At 61.6% G+C, this 14,636-nt stretch carries 15 protein-coding genes and 1 pseudogene; 3 read left to right on the top strand and 13 right to left on the bottom strand.

Going from position 1 to position 14,636, the window contains the following annotated elements; all coding sequences use genetic code 11:
* Window positions 1-19: 19 nt before the first annotated feature.
* The 8 genes from dapA to M0D69_RS12545 all read right to left on the bottom strand — a co-directional run bounded on the left by dapA (window position 20) and on the right by M0D69_RS12545 (window position 7,274).
* Complete coding sequence (dapA, locus tag M0D69_RS12580) at window positions 20-925, bottom strand: 4-hydroxy-tetrahydrodipicolinate synthase (RefSeq protein ID WP_047896492.1); 906 nt, start codon at window positions 923-925, stop codon at window positions 20-22.
* A 42-nt stretch (window positions 926-967) separates the two neighbouring features.
* Window positions 968-1,579 carry a bifunctional 2-polyprenyl-6-hydroxyphenol methylase/3-demethylubiquinol 3-O-methyltransferase UbiG gene (locus tag M0D69_RS12575; RefSeq protein WP_301782334.1) on the bottom strand — a complete coding sequence of 204 codons (612 nt, stop codon included), beginning with the start codon at window positions 1,577-1,579 and terminating at the stop codon, window positions 968-970.
* 8 nt (window positions 1,580-1,587) lie between these two features.
* A complete protein-coding gene (locus tag M0D69_RS12570) occupies window positions 1,588-2,790 on the bottom strand; it encodes a tryptophan--tRNA ligase (protein ID WP_301782333.1) in 1,203 nt (400 codons plus the stop codon).
* Between the two features lie 4 nt (window positions 2,791-2,794).
* Window positions 2,795-3,460, bottom strand: coding sequence for a site-2 protease family protein (locus tag M0D69_RS12565; RefSeq protein WP_301782332.1), 666 nt, complete (start codon window positions 3,458-3,460; stop codon window positions 2,795-2,797).
* Window positions 3,461-3,638: 178 nt separating this feature from the next.
* The gene (locus tag M0D69_RS12560) at window positions 3,639-4,280 is read right to left on the bottom strand and encodes an L-threonylcarbamoyladenylate synthase (RefSeq protein ID WP_301782331.1); all 642 of its coding nucleotides are present in this window, start codon (window positions 4,278-4,280) and stop codon (window positions 3,639-3,641) included.
* A gap of 299 nt (window positions 4,281-4,579) precedes the next feature.
* Window positions 4,580-5,410 carry a 3',5'-nucleoside bisphosphate phosphatase gene (locus M0D69_RS12555; RefSeq protein WP_301782390.1) on the bottom strand — a complete coding sequence of 277 codons (831 nt, stop codon included), beginning with the start codon at window positions 5,408-5,410 and terminating at the stop codon, window positions 4,580-4,582.
* A 98-nt stretch (window positions 5,411-5,508) separates the two neighbouring features.
* Window positions 5,509-6,414, bottom strand: coding sequence for an alpha/beta fold hydrolase (locus M0D69_RS12550; RefSeq protein WP_301782330.1), 906 nt, complete (start codon window positions 6,412-6,414; stop codon window positions 5,509-5,511).
* Entirely contained in the window at window positions 6,411-7,274 is an 864-nt protein-coding gene (locus tag M0D69_RS12545) for a ferritin-like domain-containing protein (RefSeq protein ID WP_301782329.1), read from the bottom strand. Before M0D69_RS12545 ends, M0D69_RS12550 begins: the two co-directional genes overlap by 4 nt.
* A gap of 311 nt (window positions 7,275-7,585) precedes the next feature.
* Between M0D69_RS12545 and M0D69_RS12540 the strand changes: the two genes are divergently transcribed.
* The 3 genes from M0D69_RS12540 to M0D69_RS12530 all read left to right on the top strand — a co-directional run bounded on the left by M0D69_RS12540 (window position 7,586) and on the right by M0D69_RS12530 (window position 9,607).
* Entirely contained in the window at window positions 7,586-8,110 is a 525-nt protein-coding gene (locus M0D69_RS12540) for a gamma carbonic anhydrase family protein (protein WP_301782328.1), read from the top strand.
* A 44-nt stretch (window positions 8,111-8,154) separates the two neighbouring features.
* Window positions 8,155-9,126 (top strand): Hsp33 family molecular chaperone HslO, encoded by a 972-nt coding sequence (gene hslO / locus M0D69_RS12535; protein ID WP_301782327.1) that lies wholly within the window; start codon window positions 8,155-8,157, stop codon window positions 9,124-9,126.
* 121 nt (window positions 9,127-9,247) lie between these two features.
* Window positions 9,248-9,607: a hypothetical protein gene (locus M0D69_RS12530; protein WP_277045802.1), complete on the top strand. Its 360-nt coding sequence runs from the start codon at window positions 9,248-9,250 to the stop codon at window positions 9,605-9,607.
* A gap of 113 nt (window positions 9,608-9,720) precedes the next feature.
* On the opposite strand, the gene ftsB is transcribed toward M0D69_RS12530, so the two are convergent.
* The 5 genes and pseudogenes from ftsB to M0D69_RS12505 all read right to left on the bottom strand — a co-directional run bounded on the left by ftsB (window position 9,721) and on the right by M0D69_RS12505 (window position 14,634).
* Window positions 9,721-10,176 (bottom strand): cell division protein FtsB, encoded by a 456-nt coding sequence (ftsB, locus tag M0D69_RS12525; RefSeq protein WP_301782326.1) that lies wholly within the window; start codon window positions 10,174-10,176, stop codon window positions 9,721-9,723.
* Between the two features lie 126 nt (window positions 10,177-10,302).
* Window positions 10,303-11,586: a phosphopyruvate hydratase gene (gene eno / locus M0D69_RS12520; RefSeq protein WP_047896481.1), complete on the bottom strand. Its 1,284-nt coding sequence runs from the start codon at window positions 11,584-11,586 to the stop codon at window positions 10,303-10,305.
* 78 nt (window positions 11,587-11,664) lie between these two features.
* Window positions 11,665-11,943 (bottom strand): annotated as a pseudogene (locus M0D69_RS12515) (DUF1330 domain-containing protein).
* A gap of 103 nt (window positions 11,944-12,046) precedes the next feature.
* Window positions 12,047-12,901, bottom strand: coding sequence for a 3-deoxy-8-phosphooctulonate synthase (kdsA, locus tag M0D69_RS12510; protein WP_301782325.1), 855 nt, complete (start codon window positions 12,899-12,901; stop codon window positions 12,047-12,049).
* A complete protein-coding gene (locus M0D69_RS12505) occupies window positions 12,898-14,634 on the bottom strand; it encodes a CTP synthase (RefSeq protein WP_301782324.1) in 1,737 nt (578 codons plus the stop codon). Before M0D69_RS12505 ends, kdsA begins: the two co-directional genes overlap by 4 nt.
* Between the last annotated feature and the right edge of the window lie 2 nt (window positions 14,635-14,636).

Raw genomic sequence — 14,636 nt, 5'->3', positions numbered from 1 at the left:
TGCGCCCCGCCGCCGGCCGTCAGGCCAGAAGTCCTGTTTCGCGTAACGCGTCGCGCACGACGCCGTGATAGCGCTCGTCGAGCGGCGTCAGCGGCAGGCGAATCCCGCTTTCCATGCGCCCGAGCGCAGCAAGCGCCCATTTCGCGGGGATCGGATTCGACTCGCAGAACATCTGCTTGTGCAGCGACAGCAAGCCCAGGTGAATCTTGCGCGCAGTGATCGCGTCGCCGGCGAGCGCCGCGCGGCAGAGTTCGCTCATCGCGCGCGGCGCGACGTTCGCGGTCACCGAAATATTGCCGTGGCCGCCGAGCAGCATCAACGCGATGGCGGTCGGATCGTCGCCGCTGTAGATCGCGAAATGCGCCGGCGCGTACTTGATCAGGTTGGCCGCACGGTCGATGTTACCCGTCGCTTCCTTCACGCCCACGATGCCCGGCACCTCAGCGAGGCGCAGCACGGTGTCATGGTTCATGTCGGCGACGGTCCGGCCCGGAACGTTATACAGGATGACGGGCAGGTCGACGGATTCCGCAATCTTGCGGAAGTGCTGGTACATGCCTTCTTGCGTCGGCTTGTTGTAATAAGGAACCACTTGCAGCGTGGCGTCCGCGCCGACCTCTTTGGCCGCCTTGGCCAGCTCGACCGCTTCGGACGTGGAGTTGCCGCCCGCGCCGGCGATGATCGGAAAGCGCTTGGCCGTGTGCTCGACGGCGGTTTTCACCATCAGGATGTGTTCATCTACTGAAAGCGTGGCCGATTCGCCGCTGGTGCCCACCACGACGAGGCCGTTCGAGCCCTCTGCCACATGCCAGTCGATCAGTTTTCGAAACGCCGGCAGATCGAGACTACCGTCCTCGTGCATCGGGGTGACGATGGCAGGAATGCTGCCGCGGATCTGGACGCCGCCGTGTGTTCCGTTTGTCATGAAACGCTATGAAATTGATCGGTAAACCGCGATTGTAGCGGATTAGCCCTGCAGTACGTAACGATCGGGATCTGACCCATTGTTACGTTCCGTAAGACCCGTTGGGGTGGGCCGCGCCGGGGCGGCGGCGCAGATGCGCTGCACGCAGGATGCACGCGGCGCGTTGATAAAACCATCCTGATAAGCGATGACCCGCAAGCGGCCGTGCACGGCCTCTAGCAACTCACCGGGGTTGAGCAGGAAGGCCGGATTCGACGGCTTGCCGAACCGCTCGTTGCCCGCAGCGAAGGTCTCGTAGAGCAGCACGCCACCGGGCGCGAGGGCATCGAATAAATAAGCAAACAAGGGCCGGTGAAGGTAGTTCGTCACCACTACGGCGGCGAATTTTTCATCTTCGCGCAGCGGCCAGCCTGCGTTTTCCAGATCGGCGCAACGCGTGCTGACATGCTGCACAGCAGCGAGACTCGCCAAGGCGGTTTCATCGCGATCCAGCGCCAGCACGGGATGCCCGCGCAACGCGAAATAACGCGCGTGGCGGCCGTTGCCCGACGCAACATCAAGTACCGCGCCACCCTGCTCCACCAGATGCGACCATTGCTCGATCCAGGCACTGGCGGTGGTGGGTGGCGTGGGTAGCGTGGGTGCAGCGGACATCGCCATCATCAGTTGTAGGAAAGGCCCATCGCGTCGCGAACGTCGCGCATGGTCTCCACCGCGAACTTGCGCGCCTTGTCGCAGCCGTCGGCGACGATCGCTCGCAACAGCGACGGATCGTCCATGTATTTCTGCGCACGTTCCAGCATGGGTTGCTGCTCGCGCAAGATGCCTTCGATCACCGGTTGCTTGCATTCAAGGCAGCCGATTCCCGCGCTGCGGCAGTTCGTCTGCACCCACTTGTGCGTGGTTTCGTCGGTGTAGACCTGGTGCAGCTGCCACACCGGGCATTTGTCCGGATCGCCGGGATCGGTGCGGCGAACCCGCGCCGGATCGGTCGGCATGGTGCGCACTTTCTTCGCGATGGTCTCGGCATCTTCACGCAAGCCGATCGTGTTGCCATATGACTTCGACATCTTGGCGCCATCGAGTCCCGGCATCCGCGACGCTCCGGTCAACAGCACCTGCGGCTCGACCAGGATGATCTTGCGCGCGCCTTCCAGATAACCGAACAGCCGTTCGCGGTCGTTCATGGACAGGCTCTGCGATTCCTGCAGCATCGCACGCGCCTTTTCGAGCGCCTCGTCGTCGCCTTCCTGCTGATACGCGACGCGCAGTTCGTGATAGAGCTTCGCGCGTTTGCCGCCGAGTTTCTTCGCGGCGTCGAGCGCCTTCTCCTCGAAATCCGCCTCGCGCCCGTACAGGTAATTGAAGCGCCGCGCGATCTCTCGGGTCATCTCGACGTGCGGCACCTGATCCTCGCCGACCGGCACGAGCGACGCGCGATACAGCAGGATGTCGGCCGCCATCAGCACCGGGTAACCGAGGAAGCCGTACGTGGTCAGGTCCTTTTCCTTCAGCTTCTCGATCTGCTCTTTGTAGGTCGGCACGCGTTCGAGCCAGCCGAGCGGCGTGCCCATGCCGAGCAGCAGCGCGAGTTCGGCATGTTCGGGCACGCGACTCTGGATAAAGAGCGTGGCTTGCGCCGGATCGATACCGGACGCGAGCCAGTCGATCAGCACTTCCCACACGTTCTTCTCGATGACTTCGGGCGTTTCGTAGTGGGTCGTCAGCGCGTGCCAGTCGACGACCGCGAAAAAGCACGGGTACTCGGACTGCAGCCGCACCCAGTTCTTGAGCACGCCGTGGTAGTGGCCTAGATGCAGCGAGCCGGTCGGCCGCATGCCGGAGAAGATACGGTCAGGGAACATGGATTTATTGTAAAAGCGAGGCAAGGGGATTCAGGACGGCCGACACCGCGACATAGCCGGCGCTCACCAGCGGCCCGAGCCAGAAACGCGTCAGAGTGCCGGTCACGACAAGCGCCATCACGATGAAAAAACCGTAGGGTTCGAGCCGCGACAGCATGATCGAAGCGCGTACGGGCAGCAGCGCCATCAGCACGCGTCCGCCGTCGAGCGGCGGCAAGGGAAACAGGTTGAGCACACCGAGCACCAGGTTCACGCCAACACCGGCTGCGGCCATGCGCGTAAAAAACGGTTCGTTGACGCTGAACGACGCCAGCAGCACCGCGAAGATGCCCCAGATGAGCGCCTGCACGAAATTGCTCGCCGGTCCGGCGGCTGCGACCCACAAACTGCCCCAGCGCGGGTTGCGCAGATTACCGAATGCAACCGGGACGGGCTTCGCGTAGCCGAACATGAACGCGCCGCTCGTGACGAAATACAGGATCAGCGGGATGGCGAGGGTGCCGATCGGGTCGATGTGGCGCATCGGGTTGACCGACACGCGGCCGAGTACGTAAGCCGTGTTGTCGCCCAGCAGGCGGGCCGCGTAGCCGTGAGCAGCCTCGTGCAGCGTGATCGCGAAGATCACGGGGAGCGCGTAGACCGCGATAGTTTGTATCAGGGAGGAATCCATAGCTCGCTATTGTATCAAGCAGTTGTGGCGCCACTCGGTGGCGGACGGTTTGCGTTCGCCCAAGGGCCGTGGGGTTGCGAGCGTCGAGGCGAATGACATTGCGCTTGGGCGATTTCCCTGAGCGCAATGTCGTCGCCTCAATGTGCAATCGTACGTGAGCGCACGTGAGTGCGCTGCGTCATTGCGGATTTTCGGCGGTGAGGCCGAACGGTTCCAGGCTGCCTCGGCCGGGGCGCACCAGTACGGGCTCTTCGCCGGTCAGGTCGATCACGGTGGAAGGTTCCATGGCGCACGCGCCGGCGTCGATAACCAGATCGATCTGCTTTTGCAGCCGCTCGCGAATCTCTTCGGCGTCGTTGAGCGGATGGGTGTCGGGCGGCAGGATCAGCGTCGAGCCGAGCAACGGCTGCCCCAGCGCTTCGAGCAACGCCAGCGTGATCGCGTGATTGGGCACGCGCAGGCCGATCGTCTTGCGCGACGGGTGTGAAAGGCGCCGGGGCACTTCCTTCGTCGCCTGCAGGACAAACACGTAAGGTCCGGGAGTAACCGATTTAATCAGACGATAGTTGCGGTTATCGACAATCGCGAAATTCGCTAATTCCGATAAATCGCGTACCAGCAGCGAGAGCAATTGCTTCTCGTCGAGTCCGCGAATCCGCCGGATGCGTTCAACGGCATCCTTGTCGTCGAGGTGGCACGCGAGCGCGTAGCTCGAATCGGTTGGCAACGCGACAATACCGCCATCGTTGATGATCTGCACCGCCTGGTTGATCAGGCGCGGCTGCGGATTGTCAGGATGAATTCGAAAGAATTGAGACATGACCAGATGACGTAAGTGGGTTGTCCGGATTTACCTGCAAACCGGCGCCAATGCGTTTAGCGATTTACGTTTTTACGCGCCAGGCGCACTAAGCGCATCAAGCACACCAACCATTACGCCCGTGGTTTCAAGCTGGATACCAGATGAAAGGCGCCGGGCGGTTCTAATGCGAACACGCGAGAATACCCGCAAATGCGTGGAGTTGCGCGACAAACAGAGGTGGATGAATGCAAGGATCGTGCGCGGTTTTTTGCGTTTTCCAACGCTGCCAACTCTGAGCCGGAGAGGCCACCTGCTATTTAGAGCAGGGACTCCCACACGGGCTTGAGATCGGCGGGAAGCGGCGGCAGTTGGCCAAGGTCGATACGCCCCTCGCCCGCCGCGTGAAAATCCGAACCGCGCGACGCGTAGAAGCCGTATCGACGCGCTACTTCCGCATATTCGCGATATTGATCCGGCGTGTGGCTTCCCGTCACGACTTCAATGGCGCGGCCGCCGAGCTGAATAAATTCATCGAAGAAAGCGATGAATTCGACCGGCGAGAAATCGTAGCGGCCAGGATGCGCGATCACCGCCTCGCCGCCCGCCGCCTTGATCCATTTCATGGCGTCAGCGAGTTTGGACCAGCGATGGCCGACATATCCCGGCTTGCCGTCGCCGAGATATTTCGAGAACACGTCCGAGGTGGATTGCGCGTAGCCCTTCTCCACCAGATAGCGTGCGAAATGCGTGCGCGAGATCATGGCGGGATCGTTCACATACTGCAGCGCGCCTTCGTATGTGTCCGGGATGCCGACCGCGGCAAGCGCCTCGCCTATTGCTTCACCTCGAGCCCGGCGGCCGCTGCGCGTCTCCGCCAGGCCATCAATCAGCTCCTGATTGTCCACATCCACGTTCAGCCCGACGATATGCACCGTCCGCCCCGCCCACGTCACCGAAATCTCCACCCCGCTGAGATAGCCCATGCCGAGCGCTTCTGCCGCTGCACGCGCCTCACGCTGACCGCCAAGCTGATCGTGGTCGGTGAGCGCCCACAACGTCACACCGCCCGCGTGAGCACGCGCGGCGACCTCCGCGGGAGCGAGTTGGCCGTCGGAAACGGTGGAGTGGCAATGCAGATCGGCGTTCATCATCAGGCTCTAGGGGTTATCCGCCATTCTACTGCAACGCGTCAAAGCGGTTATGTCGCCGACCGATCGGTCGAACGCATAATTTCGGGCCGCCAACCTTACGCGCAAAACGCCTCGATCAGCGCCGCGACCCGCTCCGGCTGGTCGTGATGCAGCATGTGACCGGCGTGATCGACGATCTCTTCGCGCCAGTCCGCAAACGCCTTGAAGCGCTGCTTGAATTCATCGATAGGAACGTTAGCGGCAATCATCGCGAGGGTCGGTGAAGCCAGCGCTTCAACGTGCAGGACCTTCGCCTGCACCTTCGACCAAACGGCCATCACCTCAGCCAGCCGATACAGCAATGGTCCACGCATTTTGTGCGCTGGATCGGCTAACAGATGGTAACGGCCGGCATCGTCGAGCTTCGCCCAGTGTTGCGCCAGAAAATGCGCTTTCGCCATCGGCAGGCGCGGATTCGTGCGGATCAGCCGATGGGCGACATCGTCGAGCGTCGCGTACGTGTTGAGCGAAGGCGGTGCGCGCAAGTCGTCCAGCCATTGCGCGATCCGCGCGGGCGAACGCTTCGCTTCAGCCGGCGCCATGCCGAACCCCTCCAGATCGACCACGCGCCGCACCCGCTCCGGCCGCACGCCCGCGTACAGGCAAACGACGTTCGCACCCATGCTGTGGCCGACCAGGTTCACCGGCTCGCCATGTAGAGAAGCAGGCGCGTAGTGGTCGAGCAGCGCATCGAGATCGGCGAGATAGTCCTGGAACCAGTAGTGGCCGCTTTTACCCTCCGCCACGGGCCAGTCCGAAAGCCCGAAACCACGAGCATCAGGAGCGATCACCTGCCAGTCGCGCGTGAGGGCATCGACGACGAATTGGAACGACGCGGAAATATCCATCCAGCCATGCAGCATGAAGAGCGTGGGCGCGTCGGGCGATCCCCAGCGGCGGACGTGCAGTCGCGTGCCGCGCGTGGTAACGAATTCGGAAACGGGGGGTTTAAGAGAAGTCATCGGGGAATCGGCGCTGTTTCAATGGAATCGATGTCATCAAGGCCCGCGAGCGCGCGCAATTCGGCTTCATCGAAACCGGCGTCGCGGCGTGCTTCGAAGTTAAACGGGCCGCGTAATTTTGGCGCGTGATATTGCTCGGCGAGCTGCGCGTAGGTGGTGTGCGGATCGGCGCCGGCTTCGCTGCACAGGTGCCGGAACCAATGGTTGCCGATCAGCACGTGGCCGATTTCATCGCGGAGAATCACGTCGAGAATGGCCGCCGATGCGTGGTCGCCCGCTTGCGCGAGGCGCCGGCGAATGGGCGGCGAAGCGTCCAGGCCACGCGCCTCCAGCGTACGCGGCACGAGCGCCATGCGGGCCAGCACGTCGCCGCAGGTGCGCTCGGCCATCTCCCACAGGCCATCGTGAGCGGGAAAATCGCCGTACCGATGGCCAAATTCCGCCAAACGCGCGCTCAGCAACGAAAAGTGGCGCGCTTCCTCGGCCGCGACCTTGAACCAGTCGCGATAAAACGCCTCGGGCATCGAGGGAAAACGCCAGACCGCATCGAGCGCGAGGTTGATCGCATTGAACTCGATATGCGCGAGCGCATGCAGCAACACCGCCCGCCCCGCGTCCGACTGCATGCTGCGGCGCTTCAGCGACGACGGCGCAACGAGCTCCGGCGCCGCCGGGCGGCCGGGAAGATCGAGTGGATCGGGGATATCAGCGGTGGTGTCCAGCGTGGTGTCACCCGCTAGCAAACGCTCGTAGAACTGCCGGGCGGCGCTTGCCTTGGTCGCGGGATCGCGCTCCCGGAGCAGCGCAAGCGCAGTCGGCCGGACGCTGTTGGACGCTGAATAATCGAACTGTTCGGACATGATTCCAGGGTGCCTGTGAACGGCAAGGGGTAGAGGCGACGCCGCAGGTTGCGCCACGGCCCGCGCGAGCCGGTATGAAACCGCTAAATCAGGTCCATGAAACCCGGGGCGCGTGTCGCTTTTCCGCAACCGGCTAAAATAGCACTTTCCGCGGGCGATTTTTGGCTTGAGGCGCGCCGGGGCCGCAGTCTATAGCATCGGCACAACCGGCCTGACATCACCCGCGACTGCAATTTCAATCGATTGTACCGGCCACGCCTGCGGGCCAATCCGCGCGTCATGGCTCACGTCAAGCCCTCACAGGAGACACAGTGGCAATCTACAAGCTCGGCGATGCCGCCCCGACCATCCACGAAAGCGTCTTCGTCGCGGATACCGCGACCATCATCGGCCGTGTGACGCTCGAAGAAAACTCGAGCGTCTGGTTCGGCGCGGCCCTGCGCGGCGACAACGAGCCCATCGTGCTCGGCCGCGGCAGCAACATCCAGGAAGGCGCGGTGCTGCATACCGACCCTGGGTATCCGCTGACCATTGAAGCCAACGTGACGATCGGCCATCAGGCCATGCTGCACGGCTGCACGATCAAGGAAGGCGCGCTCATCGGAATTCAGGCCGTGGTCTTGAATGGTGCGGTAATCGGCCGCAATTGCCTGGTTGGCGCGGGCGCCGTGGTGACCGAAGGTAAAACCTTCCCCGACAACACCCTGATCCTCGGCTCGCCCGCGAAAGCCGTGCGCGAGCTCACGGAAGCAGATATTGCCCAGATGCAGGCGGGTACGCGTGGTTACGCGGAACGCCGCGAATTTTACAAGGCGCAACTCGTGCGTATCGGCTGAACGCCGGTTGACACGCGTTACGCCGTCGATGAAAGGACTCAAGCGTGGTTCAAGACCAGCTGCAAAAATTCATGTTCAACGCGGCGCCGGTGCGCGGCGAGATTGTCTCGTTGCGCGACACGTGGCAGGAAGTGCTCACGCGCCGCTCGTACCCCACGCCCGTGCGCAATGTGCTCGGCGAAATGATGGCCGCGTGCGCGCTGCTGTCGGCGAATCTCAAGTTCGACGGCACGCTGATCATGCAGATCTACGGCGACGGACCGGTGACCATGCTTGTCGTGCAATGCAATTCAGACCTGTCGCTGCGGGCAACCGCGAAGCTGGCTGAGTCCATAGAAGGCGCGAGCGAGGCACCCGTGCCGATCACCGACGACATGACCCTCCCCGACCTGCTCAACCGCAACGGCCAGGGCCGCTGCGTGATCACGCTCGATCCGCGCGACAAGAAGCCAGGGCAGCAGGCGTACCAGGGTATTGTGCCGCTGAGCGGCGAGCACGGGCCGCTGGCGTCGATGGCGGAGGTGCTGGAACACTACATGCATCACTCCGAGCAGCTCGACACGCGCATGTGGCTCGCGGCGAACACCGAGCGCGCCGTGGGCATGCTGCTGCAAAAGCTTCCCGGCGATGGCGGTATCGTCCCGCATCCAGGTGAACACGACGCCGATACGTGGCAGCGCGTGTGCCATCTCGGCGGTACGCTGTCCAATGAGGAGTTGCTGAAGGAAGACCCGGAAACGGTGTTCAAGCGGCTCTTCTGGCAGGAAAACGTGCAGCATTTCGAGCCGGCGCAAGCGCGTTTCGAATGCACGTGTTCGCGCGAGAAAGTGGGCGGCATGCTCAAGATGCTGGGCCGTGGCGAAGTGGACAGCGTGGTTGAAGAACGCGGCAGCGTAGAAGTGCACTGCGAGTTCTGCAACCAGCGCTACGAGTTCGATCCGGTGGACGTGGCGCAACTTTTTGTCGCTGGGGAAATCTCACAAGGTGTGAGCCCGGCGCCGGATCAACGGCATTAACAACGGCATTAAGTCCGTGTCGTCGCTGCCTCTGTAACAAGACGTCGCAGGATGGATGTTTGACGTCCTGCGACGTGGCATGATCCGTGTCCGCTTAGTGTCCGGCCCGCTGGAGGTCGAAATGAAACCCTTGGGATGTGTATCGAAGAAACTGGTCGTCGCGTTGTCCGGCGCGACGCTCCTCGCGCTCGGCGGTTGCATGATGGACCCGCCGGGGCCATCGCCAATTTATAGCCGGTTACCGGCCCCGCAGAATCAGGCGCCGCAGCCGCTGTCGAAGGACGAGCAGGAGCGTTACAACCAGATCGACCGGCAAGTGCTGGCCGAACAGCAACAGGCAATGGCCGCCGATGCCGCCGCACAGGCGTACTGGCAATACTATCGCGCGCCGGTCACGGTGTACGGCGGATACTCCAGCGGTGGCTGGGGCAACCGCTGGGGCACGGGCTTCGGCTACGGATACCCGGGATATTATTGGTAGCGTCCCGGACGCGTATTGTTTGGCAGCAAAGCCATGGCGCACAACAAAAAGCCGTTTCAACTCACGTTGCAACGGCTTTTCTACATGCTTTGCTTCGATTTTCGAACTGAACGCTAGCCACCCTGCTTCTTCTTGGCCGCGTCCAGTTTGTCCTGGGTCGCTTGCCGTTCGAACGCGCGCCGCTCTTCCTTCGAACGCGACACTGGATTTGGCACCACGCGCAGCGGCGCTGCAGACACTTGCCCCCGCGTGGACACAGCCGATTGCGCGTTCACCGAATTAGCAGGAGCCGGAGAGTTCGGCGAGACGAACTGCACGAATGCCTCGCTGTCTTTCATCATGCCCATCTCGTAACGCGCCCGTTCTTCAACAGCCGCAGTGCCGTTCTGCAAGTCCGCCACTTCGCCCTGCACACGTTCGTTCCGCAACTTCAGGTCGACATTTTTCTTCGTCTGGTTGAGCAGTTGCTGCTGCAGTTCGTGGACGCGCAACCAGCCACCGTGTCCCCACCACAGCGGATACTGGATCATCGCCAGCAGCAGCATCAGAACAAAGGTGACAATCCGCATTTAAGAGGCGAGAAAAACGCTAACACTTCAACTGAATTTGGCGCTGCCTCGCATTCATCTGAACACGAGGCAGCGGACTGAATAAATCGGCGGCCGTCCGGACTAACGTCCATTCCGACCGAAGCTTTAGCGCAGATTGTAGAACGCCGACTTACCCGGATAACTCGCGATATCGCCGAGATCTTCTTCAATACGCAGCAACTGGTTGTACTTCGAGATCCGGTCGCTACGCGACAACGAACCCGTCTTGATCTGGCCAGCGTTCAAACCAACCGCGATATCCGCAATCGTCGAATCTTCAGTTTCGCCCGAACGATGCGAAATCACGGCAGTGTAACCCGCGCGCTTCGCCATTTCGATTGCCGCGAATGTTTCCGTCAGCGTGCCGATCTGGTTGATCTTGATCAGGATCGAATTGGCGATGCCTTTATCGATGCCTTCTTTCAGGATGCGTGTGTTCGTCACGAACAGATCGTCGCCGACGAGTTGAATCTTCTTGCCGAGTTTATCGGTGAGAATCTTCCAGCCGTCCCAGTCGCTTTCATGCATGCCGTCTTCGATCGAAACGATCGGGAATTTATCGGCGAGTGTGGCGAGATAATCGGTGAATTCCGTCGACGACAACTGCAGGCCTTCACCCGCGAGTTGATATTTGCCGTCGTGGTAAAACTCGCTTGCAGCGCAGTCGAGAGCAAGCAGAACGTCTTCGCCCGCGCGATAACCAGCCTTTTCGATTGCCTGAACAATGGTCGACAGGCACTCGTCGTTGCTGCCGAAGTTCGGCGCGAAACCGCCTTCGTCGCCCACTGCCGTGCTCATGCCGCGGTCGCTCAGGATCTTCTTCAACGCGTGGAACACTTCAGCGCCGCAACGCAGCGCTTCGCGGAAGGTCGGTTGGCTGACCGGGACAATCATGAATTCCTGGATATCCAGGCTGTTATTCGCGTGCGCGCCGCCGTTCACGATGTTCATCATGGGAACGGGCAACTGCATGGCTCCCGAGCCGCCGAAGTAGCGGTACAGCGGCAAGCCGGCTTCTTCGGCTGCGGCCTTCGCGACTGCCATGGATACTGCCAGCATTGCGTTGGCGCCGAGGCGCGACTTGTTGTCGGTGCCGTCGAGTTCAAGCAGGGTCTTATCGAGGAAGGCCTGTTCCGATGCATCGAGACCCATGATGGCTTCGGAGATTTCAGTGTTGATGTGTTCGACTGCCTTCAGCACGCCCTTGCCGCCGTAGCGGCCGGCTTCGCCGTCGCGCAATTCGATCGCTTCGCGCGATCCGGTCGATGCACCCGACGGCACTGCGGCGCGGCCCATCGTGCCTGATTCCAGCAGGACGTCACATTCGACGGTGGGGTTGCCGCGCGAGTCGAGAATCTCGCGACCGATGATATCTACGATAGCACTCATGGTTTCCTCAAGAAATGACGATGAATCAAGTCAGACAGCAGGTCGGTTAACATCTTGCCGGCGCGCGAGCACGCGGCTTCAGAGGCCAACGACCACCTTCATGTTCAGTTCTGCTGCGCCCGCTCGCACGTGGCGCGCCGCTTCGTATTGTGCGAAGTGATACCATTTTTTGGCCGTCTCGTTGTCAGCACATTAGTCAGCACATTCGAGTACGACCGAGGGTGGGCACATTGATTCTTCGAGCGCCTCGCTCTGTGCGCGACGCACCAGAAACTTACCACCGTATGCTTCAATCGCCTGCATTGATAGTGGCTGATAAGCGGCAAATTTCTCGGGGCCGGTGACGTTCGCGTTCATGAAGACGTAACCTTCGTCATGACACTCCTCTTGGCCGATGCGTTGCGGATGTTGATGCTGAGCGAACGCTCACGCTTAAAAGCAAGCGGCGTTCGCAGCGTCCTTAACTGAAATCGTTCTCGAGGAACGGTCCGCGCTTCACGGCCCGATCCAGCGCGACGAGTGTCTCCAACAGCGCTTCCATTCTATGCAGCGGTACGGCATTCGGCCCGTCGGACTTCGCGTTCGCCGGGTCCGGATGCGTCTCCATGAAAACACCCGCTACGCCGGTGGCAATCGCGGCACGCGCCAGCACCGGCACGAACTCGCGCTGACCGCCCGAGCTCGTGCCCTGCCCGCCCGGCAACTGGACGGAATGCGTGGCGTCGAAGACGACCGGCGCGTTGGTTTCCCGCATGATCGCGAGCGAGCGCATGTCGGAAACCAGATTGTTATAACCGAACGACACGCCGCGTTCGCAGGCCATGAAACGGTCATCGGACAAACCGGCTTCGCGGGCGGCGTCGCGGGCTTTGTCGATGACGTTCTTCATGTCGTGCGGCGCGAGAAACTGGCCCTTCTTGATGTTGACCGGTTTGCCCGAGCGCGCGCACGCGTGGATGAAATCGGTCTGGCGGCACAGGAAGGCGGGCGTCTGCAACACGTCCACGACCGATGCAACCGCTTCGATCTCGTGCTCCGAGTGGACGTCGGTAAGAACCGGCAAACCGAGTTGCCTCTTCACTTCGCCAAGAATCCGCAGGCCTTCGTCCATGCCAAGACCGCGAAACGACTTGCCAGAACTGCGATTGGCCTTGTCGTACGACGATTTGTAGATGAACGGCACGCCCACTTTCGCGCAGATTTCCTTCAGGCGGCCGGCGACGTCGATTGTCATTTGCTCCGATTCGACCACGCACGTGCCCGCAATCAGAAAGAACGGCTGGTCGAGACCGACCTCGAAATCACACAGCTTCATGCTTGCGCTCCGACGGAAACCGCAACAGCCGGCGCGGGTGTAGCGTCGGCGGCAACTCCAGGTTGTACCGCTGCCTGACCGTTCGCCTTCAGCGCCAGATGATGGGCGCGCGCCGCTTCGACGAATTCCTTGAAGAGCGGATGGCCATCGCGCGGTGACGACGTGAATTCCGGGTGGAACTGCACGCCGACAAACCACGGGTGCATGGATTCCGGCAGCTCCATCATTTCAGGCAGATCTTCGCTCGGCGTACGCGCGCTGATCACCAGCCCGCCCGCCTCGAGTTGCGGCACGAAGCGGTTGTTCACTTCATACCGATGCCGATGGCGCTCGTTCACGTCCGTGCCGTAGATGCGTGCTGCCATGGTGCCCGGCTTGATCGGACATTTTTGTGAACCGAGGCGCATCGTGCCGCCCAGGTCCGACTCTTCCGTGCGCTTTTCAACGCGGCCCGCGCGGTCGTACCACTCGGTGATCAGCGCAACGACCGGGTTGGTAGTCGATGAATCGAATTCCGTGCTGTTGGCATCCGTCAGGCCGGCGACGTCGCGAGCGAATTCGATCACGGCCAGTTGCATGCCGAGGCAAATGCCGAGGTACGGTGTCTTCGATTCGCGTGCATAGCGGATCGCCTTCATCTTGCCTTCCGTCCCGCGCGCGCCGAAGCCGCCCGGCACGAGCACGGCGTCCAGATGCTTCAGGCCGGCAACGCCATCCGTTTCGATCTGCTCGGAATCGATGTATTCAATGTTGACCTTCGTCGACGTATGAATGGACGCGTGCTTCAGCGCCTCGATCAGCGACTTGTACGACTCGGTCAGCTCCACATACTTGCCGACCATGCCGATGGTGACTTCGTTCTTCGGGTTCTCGAGCTTCTGGACGAGGCCTGCCCACATGCTGAGGTCGGCGGGTTTCGCCGAGAGCTTCAGCTCTTCGCAGATGATGTTGTCGAGGCCCTGGTCGTGCAGCATCTGCGGAATCTTGTAGATGCTGTCCACGTCCCACACCGAAATGACCGCGTCTTCCGGCACATTGGAGAAGAGCGAGATCTTCTGGCGTTCGTCGACGGGAATCGGACGATCCGCGCGGCACAGCAGCACGTGCGGCGAGATACCGATTTCGCGCAGCTTCTGCACGCTATGCTGCGTGGGCTTCGTCTTGAGCTCGCCCGCCGTCGCGATGTACGGCACGAGCGTCAGATGCACGAAACACGCGCTGTTACGGCCGAGCCGCAGGCTCATCTGGCGCGCGGCTTCAAGGAACGGCAGCGATTCGATGTCACCCACCGTCCCGCCAATTTCCACGATAGCCACATCCGGCTCGCCGCACGTGGCCGCAGCCGCGCCGCGTTGCAGGAACGCCTGGATTTCGTTGGTGATGTGCGGAATAACCTGCACCGTCTTGCCGAGATACTCGCCGCGGCGTTCCTTGCGGATCACCGACTCGTAGATCTGACCGGTCGTGAAGTTATTGGCCTTGCGCATCTTCGTACTGATGAAGCGCTCGTAGTGGCCGAGGTCGAGGTCCGTTTCCGCACCGTCTTCCGTCACGAACACTTCCCCGTGCTGAAACGGGCTCATCGTGCCGGGGTCGACGTTGATGTAGGGATCGAGCTTTAGGAGGGTGACTTTCAGACCGCGCGATTCGAGGATCGCGGCGAGGGAAGCGGCGGCAATACCCTTGCCGAGGGAAGACACTACGCCGCCGGTGACGAATACATATTTGGTCATCG

Origin of the sequence: Caballeronia sp. SEWSISQ10-4 2 (assembly GCF_030464885.1) — a bacterium.
GTDB lineage: Bacteria > Pseudomonadota > Gammaproteobacteria > Burkholderiales > Burkholderiaceae > Caballeronia.
Note: the sequence above shows the minus strand (reverse complement) of the source record. Positions and strands in the feature narration are given on the sequence as shown.

Excerpts from the sequence above, each read along its gene's own strand:
- dapA (WP_047896492.1), bottom strand. The coding sequence starts at position 925 with ATGACAAACGGAACACACGGCGGCGTCCAGATCCGCGGCAGCATTCCT.
- M0D69_RS12575 (WP_301782334.1), bottom strand. The coding sequence starts at position 1,579 with ATGTCCGCTGCACCCACGCTACCCACGCCACCCACCACCGCCAGTGCC.
- M0D69_RS12570 (WP_301782333.1), bottom strand. The coding sequence starts at position 2,790 with ATGTTCCCTGACCGTATCTTCTCCGGCATGCGGCCGACCGGCTCGCTG.
- M0D69_RS12565 (WP_301782332.1), bottom strand. The coding sequence starts at position 3,460 with ATGGATTCCTCCCTGATACAAACTATCGCGGTCTACGCGCTCCCCGTG.
- M0D69_RS12560 (WP_301782331.1), bottom strand. The coding sequence starts at position 4,280 with ATGTCTCAATTCTTTCGAATTCATCCTGACAATCCGCAGCCGCGCCTG.
- M0D69_RS12555 (WP_301782390.1), bottom strand. The coding sequence starts at position 5,410 with ATGAACGCCGATCTGCATTGCCACTCCACCGTTTCCGACGGCCAACTC.
- M0D69_RS12550 (WP_301782330.1), bottom strand. The coding sequence starts at position 6,414 with ATGACTTCTCTTAAACCCCCCGTTTCCGAATTCGTTACCACGCGCGGC.
- M0D69_RS12545 (WP_301782329.1), bottom strand. The coding sequence starts at position 7,274 with ATGTCCGAACAGTTCGATTATTCAGCGTCCAACAGCGTCCGGCCGACT.
- M0D69_RS12530 (WP_277045802.1), top strand. The coding sequence starts at position 9,248 with ATGAAACCCTTGGGATGTGTATCGAAGAAACTGGTCGTCGCGTTGTCC.
- ftsB (WP_301782326.1), bottom strand. The coding sequence starts at position 10,176 with ATGCGGATTGTCACCTTTGTTCTGATGCTGCTGCTGGCGATGATCCAG.
- eno (WP_047896481.1), bottom strand. The coding sequence starts at position 11,586 with ATGAGTGCTATCGTAGATATCATCGGTCGCGAGATTCTCGACTCGCGC.
- kdsA (WP_301782325.1), bottom strand. The coding sequence starts at position 12,901 with ATGAAGCTGTGTGATTTCGAGGTCGGTCTCGACCAGCCGTTCTTTCTG.
- M0D69_RS12505 (WP_301782324.1), bottom strand. The coding sequence starts at position 14,634 with ATGACCAAATATGTATTCGTCACCGGCGGCGTAGTGTCTTCCCTCGGC.